Here is a 17,123-nt window from a genome sequence, read left to right on the forward strand (position 1 = left end):
AGGGCGGCGTAAGCCGCGATCGGTTTTCATGGGGAAAGCTTCATCGCGGCTTACGCCGCCCCTGCCCGCTCGCTGCTACATGCAGGATGGGTGCCGGAAGGCAGGCAATCAACCCGCCGGCGGAGCGGCCCCGGCTTCCGCCCGACGGCTCTGTTCGCGGGTCTGGACCTCGACCTTCGGCGACTTCCAGGGGCCGGTCACACGGTAGACCTTGGCCGCGATCTGGCCCAGCGGTTTTTCCAGCACCACGTTCGCGGCGGCGCCGATCGCAGCGCCCATCGGCCCGCCGGCGATCGCGCCGACCGCGGCCAGCAGATTGCCGGCCTTGGGCCTCACCTCGATGGTCTGGTCGAAGCGCTCGCTGCGCAGATGGGTCGTGCCGCGGATCGCGATCGCCGCCGCCGGGCCGTCGATCAGCAGGTCGTTGCTGCGGGCCATGCCGTCCGCGAACAGCACCTCGCCGGCGATCCGATTGAAGGCGAACCCGCGGGAGAACAGGTCGCCGAAGTCGAGCAGCAACCGGCGCGGCAGCTGCGCGATGCTGAGCAGCCCGAGCATGCGGCCGGCGCCGGGCTCGACCTCGAGCAGGTGGCCATCGCGCGCGTCCACGCTGAGCCGGCCTTCCAGCGCACCGGCCGAGAACGCCGCCGGGCTGCCGACCCAGCCGGCATCGAAATGCACGCTGCCACGGCCGTCCCCGATCCGTCCGGCCAGACCGAAGCCGAGGCCGTTGAACAGCTCGCCGAAATCTTCGCTGCGCAGGTCCAGCAGCATCCGCGTGCGCGCGGCGGACCCGCTGCCGGTCCAGTCGCCGCTGACGTCGATCGCCTGCTTGTCGGCGCGTGTCTGCAGCCGTTCGATGCGCATGCCCGATGCGGTCGGATGCGAACGGAATTCCGCCTTGCCCAGGGCCGCGTCGTTGATCCGGAAATCGTCGACGTCGATCGCCAGCGCCGGTACCGCCGCCGGGTCCAGCGCATCCTCGTCGGGACGGGCGATGACCGCGGGTGCGACCGTCGCCGTATTCGTATCCTGCGCTTCAGCCGTGGCCGGCGCCACCGGAGATCGCCAGTGCACCCGCTCGAAGCGTCCGCTGATCGCCTGCTCGGCGGCCCGGGGAATCGCCAGGCGTCCCAGCAGGCGCTGGCCGGAAGCCGTCACCGCGAGAGCACCGCCGGCGGACGGCGTGACCACCACCCGGGTATCGGGAAACACGCCGCCGAGCATCCGCAGCTCGTCGGCGGTCACGTCGATGCGCTGCAACGGCATCGCACCACCGGTCGTGCCCGCCCGTCCCAGCGCGATCCAGTCGATCGCATCCAGCCGTCCGGCATGACCGCTGGCGATCAGCCCGTGGGCCGGCGGCGGCTGCGCCACTCCGGTTTCGCCCAGCGCGATCCGCACACCGGTACGGCCACCATCGCTGCGCGCACGCACCGCCATGCGGTCGCCAAGCGCGACGCGGACGTCGCCGCTGCCCAGCGGCAACGGCGTCTCGACCGTGGTGGCCAGCGCCTCGCCGGCCGGCTTGCTCAACGGTGCCGGCAGATCGAGGTCCGTGCCGACCAGATCCGACCCCAGCTGCAGTCTCGATACCGTCGGGGTGCCGGCACGCTCGCGCGGCACGTCGACCCCGACGGTCCACGACGAACGGCCGGACAGATGCGGCTTCAACCATGCCAGGTCCGGCACGCGCGCGATCAGGTCCTGCACCGGGATCGACGCCTGCAGTTCGGCCTCGAATGCATGGTCGGGAACACGCACGTGACCTTCGCCGGCACGCAGCGCGAGCGTGCCCGGCAGACCTTCATGACGGACGCTCAGCCCATCGGCCTGGAAGCCGTTGCGCGAGTACCGCGCGCGGCCGCTGACCTGGTCGAACGCCAGCTCCCAGCGCGAATCGGCCAGCTCGATGCCGTCGGCGTCGACCGTGCCCTGGATCTCGGTGCGGCTGCCTTTCTGCAGCGGCAGCCGCAGTCCGAACCCGACCCGTGCCGGACCGCTGGCGTCGAGCGAGGCGAGCGTCTCGCCGATCTTCCCGTCGAGCGGGCTCTGCCGCAGCAGTTCGAGCAGTTGCTTCGCGTCGCCGCCGCCCTCGGCGTCGACCGCCAGACGCCCGCCCCTGTAGCGGTCGATACCGGCGTGGATGCGGGAGATCTCGAGGCCTGCGAGCCGACCGCTGCCTTCGACCTCGAAACCGTCGGCGACGAACCGCACCTCCGCGTCCAGGTCCTCGGCCGCCGGCCAGTCTGGCTGGAAGCGGATCACGCCCTGTTCGATACGCGCGGTGGCCTCGAACAGACCCTCGCGATCGCGGAACGGCCAGTCGTCGAGGTCGCCGCTGATGACTGCGCGCCCCCCGCGCACGGTGCCGCCCTGCAACGCCTGGTCGAGCCACTCGACCGCCGGCGGCGGCATCCGGTGGCGGACCCAGAACCCCTTGGCCACCGGCACCGCGGCATCGTCGAGGCGCGCCGCGATATCGACCCGCGGCCGGCTGCCATCGCCCTGCCAGCCGAGGCTGCCGCGCACGCCGGCAGCGAAACTGCCGCCGTCCAGGCGCAGCGCACTGGTACCGACCCGCCAGCCCTGCCCGTCGCGCCATCCGACGATCTCGCCATCGAGCTTCGCCGCATGCGATACGCCGAAGCCGCTCGGCCAGTCGAAACGCATGGGCGCGGTCTCGTCCAGCCGCAGCACGAAACCGTCCTGGTCGCCTTCGATCGCGCCGCCGAGGCCGCTGATCCCGGGCGCATCGCCGACCGCGTCGAAACCCGCCCGCTCGACCCGGGCACTGGCGCGCATCGCACCACCGGTTTCGCCGACGATGCGGATCTCCCGCAGCACCGCCTGCGGGCGGGTGCGCTGCAGCCAGTCCCGCAGGCCGGGCGCCAATCGGTCGCTGAGCGCGGCCACCATCAGCAGCGGCGCGACGTCGACCCGCTCGGCGAGCATCGCGAAGCGCCGGCCACCAGCCACGGTCAGTCCATCGAGCACCTGCCGGTCGTCGCCCTCGCCGATCCGCAGCGCCGGCGCGTCGAAGCGCCAGCCCCCGTCGACCAGCCGCCAGCGCGCGCGGCCCTCGACCCGGCCGAAGCCGACTTCAACGACATCCTGCGAATCGGCCCTGCCCAGTGCGACGTCGTCGAGCAGCGTGTCCAGGGTGACCGCGGTGACCCGGTGGCCACGCAACTCGGCCCAGGCCTCGGCGCGGCCCAGTCCCGAGCGGACCTGCACGCCGGCAAGCTGCAGCAATTCGCGCCAGGCCGCGAGATCGGCCTTGCGTGCGCCGGCGTAGGCATGTCCGTCGCCACTGCCGCGGTCGAGCGCGAGCACCGCATCGAGCGGCGCGCCATCCAGTTCGGGCCATGCACGCACCGCCGCCCGGACCTGCTCGCCACTGACCCGCAGGCGCACGTCGACCCGCGGGATGCGGGCATCGATGCCGAGCGCCGGCGCGGCCACCGACAGCTTGCCGTCGATCACCTGCAGCTCGCCCAGCGCCTCCAGCGTCTCGAACACGTCGCCGCCCGCCTTCTGCTGGCCCGGCAGTCCGCGCACCTGCCAGCGACCGTCGCCGGCACGCTCCAGGGTCAGGTCGAGCCCGCGCAGCCGCAGCTCCGACAGCGCCTGCCCCGGCAGCAGCCCCTCGTAGATCGACACCAGCATCTCGGCATCGCCGACCACGATCGCATCCGCAGCCGGTCCGATCCTCAGGTTGTCCAGCTTCAGCAGCGGCCCGCGCCGGGTCCATTCGGTCTCGACCCGGTCGAACGCGACCGGCCGCCCGCTGCGCTCGGCCAGCCACGCCGCGATCCGCTCGGGATGGCGTTCGGCCAGCGGCAACAACTGGCTGGCCACGCCCAGCAGCATGGCGACCAGCACCAGCGATACCGCGACGGCGTAGCCCAGGCCACGTCGTGCGATGCGCATGCGGCGGCGCAAAGGCGTCGGCATCAGGCCTCCGCTCCGTGCCCTGCCGGAACCGGGGCGGACAGGGACGAGCCCGGTGGCCGGCCGGTCAGCTTCCGCATGCCGGCTTTCTCAGGACCGCTCCCGCGAGTTCCAGGTCCCGCTCGCTTCCTGGCGGCCAGAAACTGACCGTCCCGAGCCCCGGTTTCAGAGCAGCACCACATCGAACTGCTCCTGCGAATACTGCTCGTCGGCCTGGAAACGGATGCTCTTGCCGAGGAACTCCTCCAGCTCGGCCACCGCCGCCGACTCCTCGTCGGTGATCCGCACGACCACCTGCGGCGACGCGATCACCAGCAGCCGCTGGGCATCGAACTGGCGCACCTGGCGGACGATCTCGCGGAAGATCTCATAGGTCACCGTCTCCGGGGTCTTCAGGGTGCCGCGGCCGCCGCACTCGTGGCAGGGTTCGCTGAGCTGTCGCTCCAGGCTCTCGGTGGTGCGCTTGCGGGTCATCTCGACCAGGCCCAGCGGCGAGAATTCGTAGACCGTCGACTTCGCGTGATCGCGTGCCATCGACTTCTCCAGCTGCCGCAGCACCTGGCGACGGTGCTCGGGATCGGTCATGTCGATGAAGTCGATGATGATGATCCCGCCCAGGTTGCGCAGCCGCAGCTGGCGCGCGACCGACTGCGCGGCTTCCAGGTTGGTGCGGTAGACGGTCTCCTCGAGATTGCGCTGGCCGAGGAAGGAACCGGTGTTGACGTCGATCGTCGTCATCGCCTCGGTCTGGTCGATCACCAGGTAGCCGCCGGACTTCAGCGGCACCTGCTTGTCGAGCGCACGGCCGATCTCGTCCTCGACCCCGTACAGGTCGAAGATCGGACGCGCGCCGCTGTAGTGCTCGATCTTCTCGTCGAGGCCGGGCATGAACTGGGCGGCGAAGGTACGCAGGCGCTCGCAGGTCTCGCGCGAATCGACCTTGACCCGCTCCACGTCCTTGCGCATCAGGTCCCGCACGGCGCGCATCGGCAGGCTCAGATCCTCGTAGACGCGCGCGCCGACCCGAGCGTTCGCCGCACGCTCCTCGATCAGCGCCCAGGCCCGCCCCAGGTACGCGATGTCCTCGGCCAACGCCTCGGCCGGCTGGCTCTCGGCGTTGGTGCGGACGATGTAGCCGTGGACCGGTGCGGGACCGCCGTTGGCCGCGCCGGTCGCCATCGCGCCGGAACGTTCAGCGGCACATGCGACGACCAGCGACTTGAGCCGCGCGCGCTCGTCCTCGTCCTCGATCCGTGCCGATACCCCGATCACCCGCGCGCGCGGCAGCAGCACCAGGTAGCGCGACGGGATGCTCAGCTGGGTGGTCAGGCGCGCGCCCTTGCTGCCGATCGGGTCCTTGACCACCTGCACGATGATTTCCTGTCCCTCGCGCAGCAGTTCGGTGATCGGCCGGGTCGGCGCCGGCGGCAACGGAGCCTCCTCGCCCTCGCCGTTGGTCACCGGCGGCGGCTTGACGATGTCGGCGGCGTGCAGGAAGGCCGCGCGCTCCAGCCCGATCTCGACGAACGCGGCCTGCATTCCCGGCATCACCCGCTGGACCCTGCCCTTGTAGATGTTGCCGACCACGCCGCGGGCCCAGCCGCGCTCGATGTGCAGCTCCTGCAGCATGCCGTTCTCGACCACCGCGACGCGGGTCTCGCGGGGGGTGACGTTGACCAGGATCTCCTCGCTCATGCCTCGCTCCCCGCGGCCTGTACGAAGCCGAACCGGTGCAGCAGCGCATCGGTCTCGTGCAGCGGCAGGCCCATCACGCCGGAAAAGCTGCCGTCGAGCCGGGATACGAACACCTCGGCCGCGCCCTGGATGCCGTAGGCGCCGGCCTTGCCGAAGGCCTCGCCGGTCGCGATGTAGCGGGCGATGCGCGCCTCGTCGAGGCGGTCGAAGGTCACGTTCGACACCGACACCGCCTCGGCCTCGCGCTCGGCCGACACCAGCCAGACCGCCGAGACCACCCGGTGGGTACGGCCGGACAGCCTGCGCAGCATCGCCGCCGCGTCGTCGGCGTCGGCCGGCTTGCCGAACACTTCGTCGTCGAGGATCACCTCGGTATCGGCTCCCAGTACCGCCGCACCGGGCGTGGCAACCACCTGGAGCAGGCCGGCGCCGGCCTTCTCGCGGGCGACCCGGCGCACGTAGTCGTCGGCCGCCTCGCCGGGCTGGCGCTGTTCGGGGATATCCAGGTCGATGGTGTCGAAGTCGACGCCCAGCCGGGCCAGCAGGTCGCGACGGCGCGGGGATTTCGAAGCGAGGTAGAGCATCAAGGCTCCCGGAACGGAAGGAAGCGGAGGCCGGCAGGCCGCTTCCCGAAAACTGAATGGGCCGGACGGCCCGCCCCGGAGATTCTGCCCGGACCGGTCGTGCGCAGCCCGGAACGCACCGGCCCCATGGTCGGGAAAGCATAACCCGCACTGACTGAGCACCAGCCGACGTCTACCCGATAACCCCGACGCAGCTCACGCTCCGTTCACCCGTTCACCTCGTCCTGCCGGATGAACAGGCATCGTCTGCCGACGACCCGCCTCGCCACCGGCAGGCTTGTCCCACCCTTCGATGGAGCCGAACATGCCCCTGACCCCGATCCGTCCCCGATCCGCCGCCCGCCGTCCCGTCTTCGCGACGGCCGCCCTCGCCATCGCCCTGACCCTGGGAGCCCTGCCCGCCATGACCGCCCATGCCCAGACCTCCGCCCCCATGGCCAGCGCCGACGGCACCCTGCTGTCGATCAGCGCGCAGGCCGAGGCCCGGCGCGTTCCCGACGTCGCGACCCTCTCGACCGGCGTCGTCACCCAGGCTGCCGATACCAACACCGCGATGCGCAGCAACGCCGAGCAGATGGATCGGGTGATCGCGGCGATCCGCAAGGCCGGCATCGCCGAACGCGATGTCCAGACCAGCGGCGTGAACCTGTATCCGCAGTACCGGCACGAAAACGACCGCGCGCCGACGATCACCGGCTATCAGGCCAGCAACACCGTGAACGTCACCGTGCGCGACATCGGCAAGCTCGGCCAGGTGATGGACGCCCTGGTCGCGGCCGGCGCCAACCAGATCAACGGCCCGAGTTTCGATGTCGAGGACAAGGAATCGGCCTACGACGAGGCGCGCCGCGCCGCGGTGGAGAAAGCGCGCGGCCGTGCGGCGATGTACGCCGAGACACTGGGCCTCAAGGTACGGCGGATCGTCAGCATCAGCGAGGGCGGCGACGGCTTCCCGCGACCGATGCCGATGATGGCGATGGCGCGAGCCGAGAAGATGGCGGATACCTCGATCTCGCCGGGCGAAAGCACCCTGTCGGTCAATCTCGACATCGTGTTCGAACTCGGCAGATGAGCGCTGCCGGCCCGCCAGGGCCGGCGCAGCGGCGGGAGATGGTCCCGATCGCAAAACGGAGGCCCGCTTCGGCGGGCCTCTCCGCATAGGCACCCCGCCAACCCCGACCGTGCTCTACGCGCGTTCCGGATCACACGACCCATGAATGTGGAGGTGGCCGATGATCCTGACGACCCGTTCCGGACTGCACGTCGCCGGACAACCGCTTGCGGCGCTGGAAGACGGCCGCGGACCCGACATCAACCGGATCATGGCGATGTCCGCGATGATCGTGCTGCACGTGATCGCGGTACTGCTGCTGTTGCGGCCGCCCGCGTTCGAACCGGTCGAAGCACGGCGCGAGACCATCGTCGTCGTAGACCCGCCACGCATCGCCCCGCCGCCACCGCCGGTGGTCCCGGTCGAGCGGACTCCGACGCGGCCGGTGCAGCGTCCGGCGCTGCCCGATCCGGCTCCGGTGACGACGCCCGTCTCCGAGCCCATCGACATCTACACACCGCCGCTCGACGACAGCGTCGGCGAAGCCGTCGATGTCGCGGAAAGCCCGACCGACAGCGCGATCGGCGGCCCGCCCGACCTGTCGCCGATGACCGGCGCCCGCCTCGCCTATGCCAGTGCGCCGGCGCCGCGCTACCCGGTCAAGGCGGTGCGCGAGGGCCGCAGCGGCACCGTGCTGCTGCAGGTCACCGTCGACGAGAACGGCCATCCGGTCGAAGTCATCGTCTCGCGCAGCAGCGGCCATCGCGATCTCGACCAGGCCGCAGTCCGTCAGGTGCTGAAGAGCTGGCGCTTCCAGCCGGCGACCCGTGACGGGCATCCGATCCGCGCGATCGGCCTGGTGCCGGTCGAGTTCAAGCTGTAGTCGCTCCGGCCGTTGCCTCGACATCCAATGGCAACGGCCACAGGCGCGGCGTAGGCCTCGACCGGACTTTCATGGGAAGCCTCATCGCGGCATGTGCCACGCCTGCATCACAGCGCCCAACCCCTGAGTCAGGGGGGCGATTCGCGCCGAAGGCGCGAATCGGGCGTGGCAGCGCAACGGCGGGGCCCAATGGTTTGCGAAGCAGACTTCGGGGATTCGCGGGTGTCGCCCCGGGGATCGCGGTCAGGCGCGGTGGTAAGGATGGTTGGCCAGCATCGCCGCGGCCCGGTAGAGCTGCTCGGCGACCAGCAGCCGCACCAGCATGTGCGGCAGGGTCGCCGGGCCGAGCGACCAGGATTCGTCGGCGCGCTCCCACACCTGCGGCGCGTGGCCTTCCGGGCCGCCGATCAGGAACGCGAGATCGCGTCCCTGAGCCCGCCAGTGCTCGAGCCGCTGCGACAGTTGTTCCGAACTCCACGACCTGCCGCGGCCGTCCAGGGCGACCACCAGCCCGCCCCGCGGCAACGCGGCCAGCACCCGCCCGCCCTCGTCCTGCATCGCCCGCGCCGCATCGCGGTTGCGGCCGCGCATGCCCGGTGCGACTTCCACCAGTTCCAGCGGCAACCAGTGCGACAGCCGCTTGCGGTACTCCTCGAAGCCCTCGGCCACCCAGGCCGGCGGACGCTCGCCGACCGCGATCAGTTTCGCCTTCATGTCACGGATGTTAACGGCCGTCGGTCACGCGACGCGACGCTGAAACCCACAGGTCATCGGAACGTTATGCAGGCGCCCTAGCGTCGGGCGGGCTCTACCGGCTGCTTCCCGTTCCGCAGCCGTCGCCGGCTGCATGCGCAGCCATCCGTGTTGTTTCCATCCTGGTCCCCCCTGACCCCCCCAGCCAGCAGGAGTTGCAGATGCACGATCTCGACACGTCCCGCCGCCAGGTCCTCAAGGGCAGCGCCGCCGCCATGGCGGTCGGCGCCATCGGCAGCCTCGGCGCGCTCCAGTCCCGCCAGGCCCATGCCCACGACAGTGGTCTCCATCACCGCGATCCGGTCCAGCTCGAACCCGCGCCCAGCCCCTACGGTCCGCTGGAACCGGTCGCCGACCTGACCACCGGACTGCCGCTGCTGCAGCTGCCGCAAGGCTTCAGCTACCGTTCGTTCGGCTGGACCGGCGACCTGATGTCCGACGGCCAACCCTGTCCGGGCAAGCACGACGGCATGGCCGTGGTCCGTGCCTATCACCATGGCCGCCCGCATCACGGGCGCGGTCGCGGCCGCCCGCACGGCGCCGAGCTGGTCCTCGTCCGCAACCACGAGCGCGGGGCGGCCACGCCGATCCAGGCCGCCGGCATGTACGACACCGGCGATCTCGGCGGCGGCCAGCGCGCTGGCGGCGGCACCACCAACCTGGTCTGGCGCGACGGCCGCTGGCAGGACATGGAACCCAGCCTCGGCGGCACCCTGGTCAACTGCGCCGGCGGGCCGACGCCGTGGGGTACCTGGCTGACCTGCGAGGAAATCAAGACCAATGCCAGCTCCAGCGAAGGCAAGAAGCATGGCTACGTGTTCGAGGTACATCCGGAGGCCGAGCGCACCAGCGGCCGTCCGCTGGTCGGGCTGGGCCGCTTCAGCCACGAAGCGGTCGCGGTCGACCCGCGCACCGGCATCGTCTATCTGACCGAGGACGACCGCAACAAGGCCGGCCTGTACCGCTTCATCCCCAACGACCGCTTCGGCCGCTACGGCTCCCTCGAGAACGGTGGACGCCTGCAGGCCGCACGCGTGCGCCGCAGGCCCAACGCCGACTTGACCGTCGCGGAGGTCGGCGACAGCTACTGGCTGGAGTGGATCGACATCCCGGACCCGGACATGGATTCGATCGCGGCGCCGGCCGGTTTTCCCGACATCGGCAGCGGCGACACGCTGAGCGGCCCGTTCGCCCAGGCCTGGAGCGAGGGCGGCCTGCGGATGAGCCGCGGCGAGGGCATCTGGTACGCGCACGGCAAGATGTTCATCGTCGACACCTCGACCGGCGTCGACAGCCAGGGCCGACCCGGCCGCGGCGAAGGCGCGGTCTGGGTACTCGATCTATACAGCCAGCGGCTGAAGGCGCTGTTCGTCAGCGGCAACCAGCTGGCCGGCAACAACCCCGACAACATCACCGTCAGTCCGCGCGGCGGCGTGGTGCTGTGCGAGGACGGCGGCAACAGCTCCGACAGCTACGGTCCCGGCGCACGCCTGCTCGGGCTGACCCGCCGCGGCGAATCGTTCTACCTGTGCAAGAACAACGTCGAGCTGACCGATAGCCAGATCGCCGGTGCCGACAAGACGATCGAGGAAGGCGACTATCGCGGCAGCGAATTCGCCGGCGCCTGCTGGGATCCGCATGGACGCACGATGTTCGTCAACATCCAGACGCCGGGAATCACCTTCGCGATCACCGGCCCCTGGGCGCGCGGCGGCCTCTGAACTCCACCATTCCTGCACGACAACGGCGCCCCGCGGGGCGCCGTCCTCAATATTGCGCGGAGACCTTCCGACGCAGCGGCGGTCAGCCTGCCGGCGTGTCGTCCGCCGGGTGGATCTCCGGCGGCTGGTCGCCGACCGTCCACAGCCGCTCCAGCGCGTAGAACTCGCGCACCCGCGGCAGCATGACGTGGACGACCACGTCGGCGAGGTCGACCAGCACCCACTCGGCCTCGCGCTCGCCCTCCACCCCCAGCGGCATGAAGCCCAGCAGCTTGGCGTGCTTGACCACCTCGTCGGCGATCGACTTCACGTGGCGGGTCGAGGTGCCGGAGGCGACGACCATGAAATCGGTGACGCTGCTCTTGCCGCGCACGTCGATCTCGACGACATCCTTGGCCTTGAGTGCCTCCACCGCATCGCGGACCGCGCTGAGCAGCTGCTCGGCGGCGGGAGGCGGATCGGGGATACGGGTCTTGATGACGTGGGCTTGGTTGCTCAAGTGCTCACTCGGGGTCGGTTCGGGGGGACGCGGTTGCATGGCGATTATAGCGGAGGCCCTCCGGCCGCGCCGGCATGGGGGCTCCGGTTCATGCGCCGCACCAGTTCCGGCACCGGTATCCCGGCATCATTTGCGTCCGCGCATGCGCGACAGGCGCGTGTTCATCGAAGCGTGCCGGCCGAGGAAGCCGGGGCCGGTTCAGCGAGGCAGGGGCGTGGCGCCGCGGAACATCGGCCGGGACCGCTCAACGGGAGATGCGGGCGGGCGATCGCAATGGCGCCAGTCCATACAGGCCATGACGCTCGATGTAGGCGGCCACGGCCGCGGGCATGCAGGCCTGCCAGTCGCCGCCCGTCGCCATCCGTCGGCGGATATCGCTCGCCGAGGTGTTCGACAGCGGTTGCCGCAACCGCCAGATCCGGCCTGCCGGCGCCTCGCCCAGGGTCGAGGGCCCGTCGGTCCATCGGGCGGCGGCCTCTTCGGCCAACTCCGGCCGCAGGTGCCCGTCGATCGGGCTGCCGGGGCGCTCGGCGACCACGAAGTGCGCGAGTCCGAACAGCGCGCGCCATTCCTTCCAGTCCGGCAATCCGAGGAAGCTGTCGGCACCGACCAGCAGCGCCACCGGCCGCTGCGCTCCGATCTCCGCGCGCAGCGCGCGCAGGGTATCGGCGGTCCAGGAGCGGCCGTCGCGCTCCAGTTCGCGGCGGTCGACCTTCAGCCCGGGTTCGCCGGCAATCGCGATGTCCAGCATTCGCGCGCGCTGCAGCGCATCGGCGCCGGGCGGCGGACGGTGCGGCGGATCGGCAGCCGGCATCAGGCGCACCGTCGTGCGCAGGGCGTCGCGGGCGCAACGCGCGATCGCCAGATGCCCGTTGTGGACCGGGTCGAAAGTGCCGCCGTAGATCAGCCACAGCTCCAACGCGGCGCCCTCACGCCGCCGCCGCGGTCAGCAGCCGGACCGCCTTGGGGTCGGCCACTGCCAGCAGCAGCCGCTCCAGGCCGAGCCAGGGGTCGCCGGCCTCGCGGCCCTTGACCATCCGGTCGACCTTGCCGGCGACGCCGACGAAGGCCTCCCAGCGCGGGGCCGGATGCCGCTGGAGCGCACGTCTGTAGACCGACTGTTTCGAATCCCAGATCCGCTGCGCCTTGAACTCGGCCGCGAGGTTGCCGCCGCCGGCGGCGACCCGCGCCAGCGCGGCGGCGCGCTGCAGCTCCATCACCACCATGCCCATCAGCGCCGGTACGGCGATGCCTTCGCCGCGCAGCCCGGCGAGCATCCGCGAGACCAGCAGCGGCTGGCCGTTCATCGCCGCATCGACCAGACGGAACACGTCGAAACGCGCGGCATCGGCGACCAGCGACTGCATCCGGGTCACGTCCAGCGGTGTCCTGTCTTCGCCGGCCAGCAAGGCCAGCTTCTCGATCTCCTGCGCGGCCGCGAGCAGGTTGCCCTCGACCCGGTCGGCGAGCAGCTGCACGGCATCACGTTCGGCGGACAGGCCGTGACTGCGCAGTCGCCGCTCGATCCATTCCGGCAGCTCGTGTGGCTTGATCGGCCAGGCGACCGCGACATGACCGATGCGGCCGATCGCCTCGCTCCACTTGCCTGCGTGCTTCTTGCTCCATTCGCCCGCGGTGACCAGCAGGGTGACGTCGGCGGCCGGCGTAGTGCAGAAATCGGCGATCACGGCGGCGCCGTCCTTGCCCGGCTTGCCGGTCGGCAGCCTGAGCTCGACCAGACGGCGGCTGGCGAACAGACTGGGCGCGTTGAAGCTCGCCTCCAGCGCCGCCCAGTCGGGCTCGCGCTGGTTGCCCTCGGCCTCGAACACCTCGCGCTCGGCGACGCCCTGGGCGCGGGCGGCGGCGCGGACCGCGTCGGCCGCCTCCAGCACCCGCAGCGGTTCGGCGCCGGCGATCAGGTAGGCCGGCCTGAGGGGCTCGGATTCGAGCCGGGCGGCCAGCTGCTCCGGCTTCAGCTCCATCGATCAGCGACCGCCGTCCGTGGGCTCCGGTGCCGTCTCGCCAGGAACCGGCTCCACCGCGGTCGACTCCATCGCTGCAGGCACCGTCCCGGTGGTCGCGGCCGGCGAAGACGCGACGCCGGCGGCGGAGAACTGGCGGCGGGCGACCGCATCGATGCGGCGCAGGATCGACGCCGACATCTCGCGCCGCAGCTCCTTGACCAGGATGTCGCGCTCGCCCTCGGTGCCGATCGAATTGGTCGGTACGGAAATGTAGTCGCGCGACAGCTCGACCGCCTGGCGCGGCAGGATCGCGGTGCCGTCGCGCCCGCGCACCTCGAAGATCACCGCATAGCGCAGGCTGTATTCCTGTGCGCGGCCGCGGGCATCGACGCTGATCGGAGTGTCGCCCCAGCGTTCGGCGACCAGGTCGAGCACGGCCGTGTCGGCGGCGTCTGCGGGCGCGATCTCCGCGCCGGAACGCACCAGCGCCTGCGCCAGGCTCTCCGCCAGCGGGCTGTAGCGATCGGCGGAGACCACTTTCACCGGCCCCAGGTCGGGCGGCAGCACCAGGGCGTTGCGCAGATGGAAGCCGCAGCCGGCAAGCGCCAGCGCAAGGAAAACGGGAACGATGCGACGGATCATGCGCGCAGTCTGGAGGACCGGGGATTCGGTATCAATAGGCAGGACCGGCGCCCTGAACCCGCTCGGCACCCGTGTTCATGTCCCGGAACGCAAAGGTCTCGCGCCAGCGCGACCACGCGGCAATGGCATGGGCAACCGCTGCCATGGTCGCGCACCCGTAGGGCGACGCGACGGACCAGAACGCCCGCGGATCGCACGAGGTCGGGAACCCGACCATCCCGTGGCGGGCCGGAAACCGGATCGTCCCCTCGGAGAGGCCTTCCATCGGCAGCAGGGCCGGGAACAGGGCGCACGCTCCGAAGATCAGCATCCGGGTGAATGCCCGGGATGGCTCGACCCGCCTCATGCGCCGTGCGGCATCCGCCCGGAGGAACCAGAACGCCAGCACATTGGCCGCGACGACCACCAGGCCCGGCAGGGCTCCAGGGAGCGCCCCTGCCGGCCGGGCAGACAAGACGGCCGATCAGGTCCCCGCTGGAGAGCGGCGGAGTTTCGTCCATGAAAACTCCTGCTTGCGGTCAGTTCGCGACGATGTTGACGATCTTCCCCGGCACGACGATCACCTTGCGGATGCTCAGGCCCTCGACGTACTGGGCGACGTTCGGCTCGGCCAGCGCGATCCTCTCGGCGTCCTCCTTCGACACGTTGACCGGCACCTCGATGGTGCCGCGCAGCTTGCCGTTGACCTGCACCGCCAGCTTCACCGAATCGCGCACCAGCGCGGCAGGATCGACCGCCGGGAACGGCACGTCCTCCAGCAGGGTCTCCGGATGTCCCAACACCTGCCACAACGCGTGACTGACGTGCGGAGTGACCGGGTTGAGCATCAGCGCCATCGCCTGCAGCGCCTCGTGGCGGACGGCGCGGCCCTGGTCGCTCATGTCGTTGAACTTCGACACGTGGTTGAGCAGCTCCATCAGCGCGGCGATCGCGGTGTTGAAACTGTGGCGGCGGCCGTAGTCGTCGCCGACCTTCTGGATGGTCTCGTGCAACTGGCGGCGCATGGTCTTCTGCGCGGCGTCCAACTGCGTCGCGTCGACCTCGGGATGGTCCGGCTGCGCGGCATGGGTGGTGACCGCGCTCCAGAACCGGCGCAGGAACCGCGCCATGCCCTCGACGCCGGCCTCGTTCCACTCCAGCGACTGTTCCGGCGGCGCGGCGAACATCGAGAACAGGCGCACGGTGTCGGCGCCGAACCTGCCGACCATCTCGCGCGGGTCGACGCCGTTGTTCTTCGACTTCGACATTTTCTCGGTGCCGCCGATCATCACCGGACGGCCGTCGGCCTTGAGCGTGGCGCCGGTGACGTGGCCGCGGGCGTCGCGCTCGACCTCGACGTCGGCGGGGTTGAACCAGTCCTTCGAACCGCCGGCATTCTCGCGATAGAAGGTGTCGGCGATCACCATGCCCTGGGTCAGCAGGTTGTGTACCGGCTCGTCGCTGTCGACGAGACCCTGGTCGCGCATCAGCTTGTGGTAGAAGCGGAAGTACAGCAGGTGCAGGATCGCGTGCTCGATCCCGCCGATGTACTGGTCGATCGGCATCCAGTAGTTGGCGCGCGCGTCGACCATCTCCGCCGCACCCGGACTGGTGTAGCGGTGCATGTACCAGCTCGACTCCATGAAGGTGTCGAAGGTGTCGGTCTCGCGCTCGGCGGGACCGCCGCACTGTGGACAGGTCGTCTTCCGCCACTCGGGGTCGGACTTGATCGGCGAGGCGACGACGCCCGCTGTTGCGAACGCGTCCTCGACGTCCTCCGGCAGCACCACCGGCAACTGCGCCTCCGGCACAGGTACGTCGCCGCAGGACGGGCAGATGATCACCGGGATCGGGCAGCCCCAGTAGCGCTGGCGGCTGACGCCCCAGTCGCGCAGGCGGTAGTTGACCCGGCGACGGCCGCGCCCCTCGGCCTCGAAGCGGGTCGCCAGCGCGTCCAGCGCCTGGTCGAAATCCATCCCGTCGAACTCGCCGGAATTCACCAGCCAGCCGCGTTCGGTGTACGCACCCTCCTCCTCGATCGCGCGCACGAAGTCCTGCACCACCTGCACCGCGGCGGCGGTGTCGTAGACGTCGATCGCGGCGCCGTTGCCGAGCGCGGCGGCCATCGCGTCGTCGTGCCTGTCGAGGTGGCGTCCGATCTCCTCCAGCGCGTCGCGCACGACGGTCGACGCGATCACCGGCCTGATCGGCAGGTGGTAGCGCTTGGCGAATTCCCAATCGCGCTGGTCGTGACCCGGCACCGCCATCACCGCGCCGGTGCCGTAGCCCATCAGCACGAAGTTGGCGACATAGACCGGCACCTCCTCGCCGCTGACCGGATGCACGGCGCGCAGGCCGGTGTACATGCCGCGCTTCTCCTGGGTCTCGAGCTCGGCCTCGGAGACGCCGCCCTTGCGCAGTTCGGCGATGAAGTCGGCCAGTTGCGGATTGCCGGCGGCGGCATGGGCCGCGAGCGGATGCTCGGCGGCGATCGAGACGAAGGTGACGCCCATCAGGGTGTCCGGACGCGTGGTGTAGACCTCGACCGGCGCGACCGCGTTGCCGTCCTCGTCGACGACGTCGAAGCGGATCTCCAGGCCTTCGCTGCGGCCGATCCAGTTGCGCTGCATGGTCTTGACCGCTTCCGGCCAGCCCGGCAATGCATCCAGCCCGTCGAGCAGTTCCTGCGCATAATCGGTGATCTTCAGGAACCACTGCGGGATCTCGCGCTTCTCGACCAGCGCGCCTGTGCGCCAGCCGCGGCCGTCGATCACCTGCTCATTGGCCAGTACGGTCTGGTCGACCGGGTCCCAGTTGACCACCGCGTTCCTGCGATAGGCCAGGCCCCGCTTCATCAGCCGCACGAACATCCGCTGCTCGTGCACGTAATAGTCCGGCTGGCAGGTCGCGAACTCGCGCGACCAGTCGATCGCGTAGCCCATCTGCTGCAGCTGCGCCTTCATGTGCTCGATGTTGGCGTAGGTCCACTTCGCCGGTGCGGTGCGGTTCTTGATCGCGGCGTTCTCGGCCGGCAGGCCGAACGCGTCCCAGCCCATCGGCTGCAGCACGTTGAAGCCGGTCATCCGCTTGTAGCGGCTGATCACGTCGCTGATGGTGTAGTTGCGCACGTGGCCCATGTGCAGCGCGCCGGACGGATACGGCAGCATCGACAGGCAGTAGTACTTGGGCTTGTCGGACGCCTCGTCGACCTCGAACGCGCGGCTCTGCGACCAGAAGCGCCGGGCGGCGTCCTCGATCGGCTGCGGTTCGTAGGGTCGGGGTTCGCGGGCGGACTCGCTGGCGGCTTCGATGGACACGGCACGGGCTTGGCAACAGGGGACCGGGAAGCCTACCGCAGCGCAGCATGGGCCGCCATGCATGGCCGCCGGAAGACCGGG

General features: G+C 70.5%; 13 protein-coding genes. 3 read left to right on the top strand and 10 right to left on the bottom strand.

The features are described 5' to 3' along the window. Positions 1-108 precede the first annotated feature (108 nt). The 3 genes from L3V18_RS12960 to L3V18_RS12970 form a co-directional block, all read right to left on the bottom strand. Positions 109-3,933, bottom strand: coding sequence for a YhdP family protein (locus L3V18_RS12960; protein ID WP_237055545.1), 3,825 nt, complete (start codon positions 3,931-3,933; stop codon positions 109-111). A 186-nt stretch (positions 3,934-4,119) separates the two neighbouring features. Beyond that, the gene (gene rng / locus L3V18_RS12965) at positions 4,120-5,649 is read right to left on the bottom strand and encodes a ribonuclease G (RefSeq protein WP_237055546.1); all 1,530 of its coding nucleotides are present in this window, start codon (positions 5,647-5,649) and stop codon (positions 4,120-4,122) included. Further along, entirely contained in the window at positions 5,646-6,233 is a 588-nt protein-coding gene (locus L3V18_RS12970) for a Maf family protein (protein WP_237055548.1), read from the bottom strand. The genes rng and L3V18_RS12970 overlap by 4 nt, the downstream gene beginning before the upstream one ends. Positions 6,234-6,636: 403 nt before the next feature. Between L3V18_RS12970 and L3V18_RS12975 the strand changes: the two genes are divergently transcribed. Both L3V18_RS12975 and L3V18_RS12980 read left to right on the top strand, forming a co-directional pair. Then, the gene (locus L3V18_RS12975; RefSeq protein ID WP_237055716.1) at positions 6,637-7,305 is read left to right on the top strand and encodes an SIMPL domain-containing protein; all 669 of its coding nucleotides are present in this window, start codon (positions 6,637-6,639) and stop codon (positions 7,303-7,305) included. A 160-nt stretch (positions 7,306-7,465) separates the two neighbouring features. Continuing rightward, positions 7,466-8,167, top strand: a complete 702-nt coding sequence (locus L3V18_RS12980) for an energy transducer TonB (RefSeq protein ID WP_237055550.1) — start codon at positions 7,466-7,468, stop codon at positions 8,165-8,167. 243 nt (positions 8,168-8,410) lie between these two features. Here the strand turns inward: L3V18_RS12980 and rlmH are convergent, their stop codons facing one another. Continuing rightward, a complete protein-coding gene (rlmH, locus tag L3V18_RS12985; protein WP_237055552.1) occupies positions 8,411-8,881 on the bottom strand; it encodes a 23S rRNA (pseudouridine(1915)-N(3))-methyltransferase RlmH in 471 nt (156 codons plus the stop codon). A gap of 200 nt (positions 8,882-9,081) precedes the next feature. On the opposite strand from rlmH, the gene L3V18_RS12990 reads away from it, so the two are divergent. Continuing rightward, the gene (locus L3V18_RS12990; RefSeq protein WP_237055554.1) at positions 9,082-10,641 is read left to right on the top strand and encodes an alkaline phosphatase PhoX; all 1,560 of its coding nucleotides are present in this window, start codon (positions 9,082-9,084) and stop codon (positions 10,639-10,641) included. An 82-nt stretch (positions 10,642-10,723) separates the two neighbouring features. On the opposite strand, the gene rsfS is transcribed toward L3V18_RS12990, so the two are convergent. The 6 genes from rsfS to leuS form a co-directional block, all read right to left on the bottom strand. Further along, on the bottom strand, positions 10,724-11,140 hold the full coding sequence (gene rsfS, locus L3V18_RS12995) for a ribosome silencing factor (RefSeq protein WP_237055557.1): 417 nt from the start codon (positions 11,138-11,140) through the stop codon (positions 10,724-10,726). Between the two features lie 244 nt (positions 11,141-11,384). Then, positions 11,385-12,059, bottom strand: coding sequence for a nicotinate-nucleotide adenylyltransferase (gene nadD, locus L3V18_RS13000; protein WP_237055559.1), 675 nt, complete (start codon positions 12,057-12,059; stop codon positions 11,385-11,387). 10 nt (positions 12,060-12,069) lie between these two features. Beyond that, complete coding sequence (gene holA, locus L3V18_RS13005; RefSeq protein ID WP_237055561.1) at positions 12,070-13,122, bottom strand: DNA polymerase III subunit delta; 1,053 nt, start codon at positions 13,120-13,122, stop codon at positions 12,070-12,072. Positions 13,123-13,125: 3 nt separating this feature from the next. Then, the gene (locus L3V18_RS13010) at positions 13,126-13,746 is read right to left on the bottom strand and encodes an LPS-assembly lipoprotein LptE (RefSeq protein WP_237055564.1); all 621 of its coding nucleotides are present in this window, start codon (positions 13,744-13,746) and stop codon (positions 13,126-13,128) included. A gap of 31 nt (positions 13,747-13,777) precedes the next feature. Further along, entirely contained in the window at positions 13,778-14,152 is a 375-nt protein-coding gene (locus tag L3V18_RS13015; RefSeq protein WP_237055566.1) for a hypothetical protein, read from the bottom strand. A 112-nt stretch (positions 14,153-14,264) separates the two neighbouring features. Further along, the gene (leuS, locus tag L3V18_RS13020) at positions 14,265-17,042 is read right to left on the bottom strand and encodes a leucine--tRNA ligase (RefSeq protein ID WP_237055568.1); all 2,778 of its coding nucleotides are present in this window, start codon (positions 17,040-17,042) and stop codon (positions 14,265-14,267) included. Positions 17,043-17,123: the final 81 nt, after the last annotated feature.

It is taken from the genome of Marilutibacter chinensis (assembly GCF_021725675.1).
GTDB classification, from domain to species: Bacteria; Pseudomonadota; Gammaproteobacteria; order Xanthomonadales; family Xanthomonadaceae; genus Marilutibacter; species Marilutibacter chinensis.

Coding starts and splice junctions, on each gene's coding strand:
- L3V18_RS12960 (WP_237055545.1), bottom strand. CDS start 3,933: ATGCGCATCGCACGACGTGGCCTGGGCTACGCCGTCGCGGTATCGCTG.
- rng (WP_237055546.1), bottom strand. CDS start 5,649: ATGAGCGAGGAGATCCTGGTCAACGTCACCCCCCGCGAGACCCGCGTC.
- L3V18_RS12970 (WP_237055548.1), bottom strand. CDS start 6,233: ATGCTCTACCTCGCTTCGAAATCCCCGCGCCGTCGCGACCTGCTGGCC.
- L3V18_RS12975 (WP_237055716.1), top strand. CDS start 6,637: ATGACCGCCCATGCCCAGACCTCCGCCCCCATGGCCAGCGCCGACGGC.
- L3V18_RS12980 (WP_237055550.1), top strand. CDS start 7,466: ATGATCCTGACGACCCGTTCCGGACTGCACGTCGCCGGACAACCGCTT.
- rlmH (WP_237055552.1), bottom strand. CDS start 8,881: ATGAAGGCGAAACTGATCGCGGTCGGCGAGCGTCCGCCGGCCTGGGTG.
- L3V18_RS12990 (WP_237055554.1), top strand. CDS start 9,082: ATGCACGATCTCGACACGTCCCGCCGCCAGGTCCTCAAGGGCAGCGCC.
- holA (WP_237055561.1), bottom strand. CDS start 13,122: ATGGAGCTGAAGCCGGAGCAGCTGGCCGCCCGGCTCGAATCCGAGCCC.
- L3V18_RS13010 (WP_237055564.1), bottom strand. CDS start 13,746: ATGATCCGTCGCATCGTTCCCGTTTTCCTTGCGCTGGCGCTTGCCGGC.